Source organism: Candidatus Omnitrophota bacterium, from assembly GCA_040755155.1.
Lineage (GTDB): Bacteria > Hinthialibacterota > Hinthialibacteria > Hinthialibacterales > Hinthialibacteraceae > JBFMBP01.
This window is the reverse complement of the sequence record JBFMBP010000140.1, coordinates 23,866-29,533: the sequence shown is the minus strand read 5'-3', so window position 1 is coordinate 29,533 and position 5,668 is coordinate 23,866. Positions and strand designations below refer to the sequence as shown.

The following is a 5,668-nucleotide window of genomic DNA, read 5'->3' as shown; positions in this document are numbered from 1 at the left end:
CCTCGCCCTCTGGGAGAGGGTTAGGGTGAGGGGAAGTTCAATCAATTCTTGCTAATATGCGTCCTTTTTTTGATAAAGAAAATTATATTAACCTTAACTTAATGGCATTGCCTCCTAACCTCCCCCAGGCTTGGGGGAGGAATAATAGTATTTTGCAAAAGGCTCACTTAAAACGAATCTCTGCGCTAGGTTAAAGAAGAATTTGTAACATAAGAAGGGAGATGTTCGATGGACGCCATCTATTGTCCCGCTTGCGGGGCGGCGAATCCTTTGGAAGCGGCGGTTTGCGAGAGTTGCGGCGAAGACCTCGCCGCCGTAAAAAGCGTAATCGATACGGCGAACACGCATTATAACGAAGCCCTGGCGCTAGCTCACTCCGGGAAACTCGACGAAGCGATCGGCCAGTTGGAAGCGGCTTTGGCCCTTTCCGCCCAAAACGCCCATTATCATAATTTACTGGGAACCATCTATGCTCGGAAGGGCTTATTCAGCGAAGCGATTCGCGCTTGGGAGCGTTGCGTCGCCCTCGATCCCGAAGCGGAAAAAGCCTATCAGAACATCGAAAAAGCCCGGCGCATGGAAGAGGATGTGGTGGAGGAGCAGCGCAAACGCCCCTTCCTGCTAACGTCCATCGCCGCCTGCGTCATCGCCGCCTTTCTCCTTTTTTCAACGGTTTATTTCGCCTCCCGCGCCTACTTTAAAGGCAAATTGGTTAACGATCTATCCACCCAATTGACGAACGCCAACCTTGAACTAACGAAATGGAAGAGTAATGCGCTCACCTTGGAAACCCGTTTCCCGGCTGGGGGCATTGACGCCCTTTCCAACAAGATCGTCGAATTGCAAACGCTGGCGGAAGCCCGTAAACAACAAAACGAACAAACGAACGCCAGTTGGACGGCGAACATGCAAAAAAAGAATGAAGAAATCGCCAGTTTGCAAAATCAAATTAAAGAACTGACATCGTCCAATCAGGACCTGACGACGAAAAACCAAAGCATCAATCAATTGCAAGGCGTCATCAACAGCAAAAACACCGATATCAAACGTTTGCAAACCATGCTTACCCAGCGGGACGAAGAGCTGAAGACGGCTAACTCCCTGGCGGAAAGCCACCGCATTTCTCTCGTTACCTCCCAGGCGACGATCAATGCGCTCAAGCAGGAGCGGGAGCGCGCCATTGCCACACTGCGCGACGAGAACGACAAAACCGTCGCCGGATTGCGGTCATCGATCCTGGAACAACGAGACGAGATTGCTAAATTGGAGCGCCGCGCCGCCGATATGCAATACGCCGACGGCCTGGCTGTGGAAGCCCTGAAAAATTACGAAAACAACAATTTCTCTCTCGCATTAACCAATACGGAAAACGCTTTGACGAGAGTCGGCGATCACGCCGCCTGCTTCTATCTGCGCGATAAAATCCAACTCGTGCTCAACGATCCGCTCGAACAGGAAATCCGGCGCAAGGAATTGGCCGAACGCGAACTCAAGCGCCAGAAAGAGAAAGAAACATTAGTCAAAGACAATCTTCAAACCGCGAGAAACTATCTCAAACAAGGTTCCTACGACAAAGCGATTCAAATGTCCGAACGAACGCTGGCGCTTCTGCCCCAGGAAGACAAAAATAAAGAAGAATTGAATCGGATCAAGCAGCAATCCGAGGAAAAGAAGCGCGAAATCCTCGCCATGCTTTTAGAGGCGAAAACGAATATAGCGAATGACGACAAAAAACAGGCGGAATTGACGCTGAAGATTATCCTGAAGCAATCGCCCGACTGCCAGGAGGCGAAAGATTTGCTGCAACAAATTTCGCAATAATATTGAGCGAACGAATGAATTTTTTTAGGAAATGAATCAAGAGCCGGGATCGATGCGTCCCGGCTTTTTTTCTTATTTATGCGGGCGGGACGCCCGCACTCCCAGGCGCGCAATATGAAATGGGAAAATGGATAATTTTTATATTTTGAGATACCATAGACTCCAGAGATTGGCAAGAACGGGAAGGATGACGGCGACAGATGAATCCGGAAAAAATCCGCGGCCTGCTGCAACGCGTTCAATCGTCCGAATTATCCATCGAGGACGCTATAACGCAGTTGAAGCATTTCCCTTATGAAGATATCGGCTTTGCGAACATCGATCACCACCGTTCTCTGCGGCAGGGCATTCCCGAAGTCGTCTTCTGCCAAGGCAAAGAGACGAACGACATAATCGAAATCGTCGAGCGGTTGATCGAAGGCGGGCATCCGGTTCTCGCCACCCGCATCCGGCCGGAGGCCATCGATCCATTAAAGAAGCAATTTCCCAAAGCGGTCTTTTACGATCGTTCGCGTTCCTTTACGCTGGGAGAGCCGCCGGAATCGGAGACGGTTGGCGACGTGCTTGTGATATGCGCGGGAACGTCCGATCTTCCCGTCGCCGAGGAAGCGGCGGTGACGGCGCGCTTTACCGGATCGAAGACCGCCCAGATCGCCGATGTGGGCGTGGCGGGCATTCATCGGTTATTTGGCCGTCTTGACCGCATCCGTTCCGCCAACGCCATCGTGGTAGCGGCGGGGATGGAAGGCGCGCTTGCCAGCGTCATTGGGGGATTGGTGGATATACCCGTCATCGCCGTTCCTACCAGCGTGGGGTATGGCGCCAGTTTTGGGGGGCTATCCGCCCTATTGACCATGTTGAACAGCTGCAGCGCGGGGGTGACGGTCGTCAATATCGACAACGGCTTCGGCGCGGGTTACGCCGCCAGCTTAATCAACAAGCGCATCGCCGGAGTACGCTCCGCGCGGAATAACGAGATGGGAAAATGACGAGAAAACGGTCTTTTCGCTTCCTATTCCGGATATGGTTCGGATTGGCTTTCTTGTCCACTGCCGGATTTTCGCCAATCGCCGCTGGAGATATCATCACGCTGAAAGACGGCGCCAGCCTGCGTTGCGAAGTGATCGCCGAAACGGAATCTCCCGATTCGGGAAAGCGTTTTTTGAAAATCCGGGTTCTCAATTCGATGGTTTGGGTTGCCCGCGAAGACGTCATCCGCATCGAGAAGACGGCGGATCGGGGGACGGCGGGATCGGACCTGCAGTCGCTGCTTCAACGCATGATTCAGGAGGGAAAAATCCTCCCCGATCTGCAAAAACAATTGGATTTCGTCATTCCATCGCAACCCTCGCAGGTGGACGTGCCTATCCAAGCCAAGAAAATCATGGGATGGGCCTACTTTTATGAAAATTACGGCGCCATTGAAGAAAAAAAGCGCGCCCAACTCAAAGAAGGCGGCATTATCCCCAGGGGCAGCATTCTCATCGTCTCCCCCAATAGCCGGGTAACGCTCGCCATTGGCGAAGTCGGGGAAATCGGATTGGAAGCGCGAACCCGCATCCGCTTCGATGATTTGAAACTGGAGCAATCCATCCAAAGTTATACGGTCTCCCTTCGGTTGCTTCAAGGAAAAGCCTGGTTCCGCATCGGGACGAAAGGCTCCGCACTCGCGAATTGGAAGCGCGTGCTTCTGACCATCGACGCCGTGAAAACCGTGATCCAGGAAGGAACGCTGTATGCGGAGACCGCCGGCAAGCTCGGCGCGGTGAATATTACTTATCTCGACGGCAAGAAGACGCTCAATTTTCAACGGGGGGCCGATGGGCCGTACAGCGTCGCCGTAGGGGATAAATTGGAAGTTTCTCCCGGCTCTAATACGGTTCCCGTATCGGTATCAGCCAATAGGGAAGCTTTGATGGCGGAAGTGAAGGAATGGTCCAACTGGAGTCCGGAACCTTTGGCGGTGGATTTGGATTATATCGTCCCGCCATTGAAAACCTACCCGCCGTTCACGGCGATACCCGCGCTTTATCTCCCTCGGATCCCCATCGACTCGTCTATGATGCTGCCGCCGGAAACGCGGCGTTTGGGGGAAATTCTTGACGAATACCGCAAGGCTTTGGAACGGCGCAAATACGACACGGGAAAATACCCCTCCCAAGAACAAGGATTGAAAGCCTTGACCGAATCGTTCAATACGCCGGGATGGAGAGGACCTTATATTTCCCCAGAATTGCCTCGGCGCGATTTATGGGGATCGGAATTCGTCTACGATTTATATACGGAAAAAGGACGCCAATATCCCGATGTGCGCAGCCTGGGCGCCAACCGCATCGACGACAGGGGCTTGGGCGACGACATCCGGTAATCTACTAATCGCTTCCCATTCCTAAATAAACTTGCGGCGTATGCCTTGTCGCCGCCTATAAAGAGATTGTCTTTTTGTCCATTTTGCATCATCCTATAATCCGCGTTTGGAGGAATAACCGCCAAGCGCCAATCACCCATTATATTAAGAGGAGTAAATCTTATGCGCGAAATAATTCGTCGAATTGCAGTCTTACTAATGCTGGGCGCGGCGCTGCCGTTGGTTTACCTTTCTCCCGCCGCCGAAGCGCAGCCTTTGTGCAAGGAATTGTATGTTGGCGGCTTCCTCATCGGGCCGCAGGCGTATTCCTTCAACCGTTTCTCGTTCTTCGAAGCGATCGACAAAGCGGTGCAGGCGGGATGCCATGTCATCGAAGCCTACCCCGGCCAACGCCTCAGTCCGGACGACAACACACCCTTCAGCCATGACGCTCCTCCCAGCGTCTGGGCCAAAACGAAAATCAAGTTGGAGCGCGCTGGCATCCGCCTGGTTAACTACGGCGTTGTCGCTTTAGGAAACGACGAAGGCGCTGATCGCAAAGTGTTCGATTTCGCCAAAGTCATGGGCATTCCAACAATTACCACCGAACCGGAGGAAGGTTCGTTGGAACTGATTGAAAAATTGGTGAAGGAATACGACATTAAAATCGCCATTCACAACCACCCTATTCAACCCAACAATCCCAATTACAAATATTGGGATCCCTATTACGTTCTCAACCTGATTCAAGGACTCGACTATCGCATCGGCGTCTGCGCGGATACGGGCCATTGGGCGCGTTCCGGCGTGCAACCCCTGGAGGCGCTGCGCGTGCTGGAAGGCCGCATCATCAGTTCCCACCTGAAGGATATGAACGAATTCGGCGTGGAAGAAGCGCATGACGTTCATTTCGGCGAAGGCGTCTGCAACATGGAGCAAATGTTGGACGAATTGAAGCGCCAGGGCTTCCAGGGCAACATCTCGCTGGAATACGAATACAACTGGAACAACAACGTAACCGACATCGCCGCTTGCGTCGAATACATCCGCGCTTATGGCGAGAAGCATTAAACGAATTCCGCCTGTCCAGCGGATTTCAAGAAAGAGGGAGGCTTGGCGGCCTCCCTCTTTTGGTTTTTAATAAGGAGGCTCTTGCAAAATTCATAAAATCCGCTTTTTAATTCTCCCCCCAAGATTGGGGAGAGTTAGAGAGGGGTTGATTTTAATAGACTTAAGACAACCCCCTCCTAACCTCCCCCAGGTTTGGGGGAGGAATAATGGAATTTTGCAAGTGGCTCATAAGAATAGGATATTCGCGAAAGCGTTCCGATTTTTCTTTCTTTCCTGCATCCGATACGTCGCAAAGTATAGTTACGGCGGCTTTTTGGAAGGCACTATCGGAGACCGTAATGCCTATAAATACTGAACATTTGAATCGTTGCATCCAAACGCTGGAGAGCGCTTTGGCGTTGTTGCGTCAATATGAACCGGATAGCATTG

Annotated in this window: 4 protein-coding genes; all 4 read left to right on the top strand. The window is 52.1% G+C overall.

Annotated elements, in window-relative coordinates; translation table 11 throughout:
• Window positions 1-228: 228 nt before the first annotated feature.
• Window positions 229-1,821, top strand: a complete 1,593-nt coding sequence (locus tag AB1656_21390) for a tetratricopeptide repeat protein (GenBank protein MEW6237951.1) — start codon at window positions 229-231, stop codon at window positions 1,819-1,821.
• A 200-nt stretch (window positions 1,822-2,021) separates the two neighbouring features.
• Window positions 2,022-2,810: a nickel pincer cofactor biosynthesis protein LarB gene (gene larB, locus AB1656_21385; GenBank protein MEW6237950.1), complete on the top strand. Its 789-nt coding sequence runs from the start codon at window positions 2,022-2,024 to the stop codon at window positions 2,808-2,810.
• Entirely contained in the window at window positions 2,807-4,189 is a 1,383-nt protein-coding gene (locus AB1656_21380) for a type II secretion system protein GspG (protein ID MEW6237949.1), read from the top strand. Before larB ends, AB1656_21380 begins: the two co-directional genes overlap by 4 nt.
• A 162-nt stretch (window positions 4,190-4,351) precedes the next feature.
• Window positions 4,352-5,239, top strand: coding sequence for a sugar phosphate isomerase/epimerase family protein (locus AB1656_21375; GenBank protein ID MEW6237948.1), 888 nt, complete (start codon window positions 4,352-4,354; stop codon window positions 5,237-5,239).
• The last annotated feature ends 429 nt before the right edge of the window (window positions 5,240-5,668 follow it).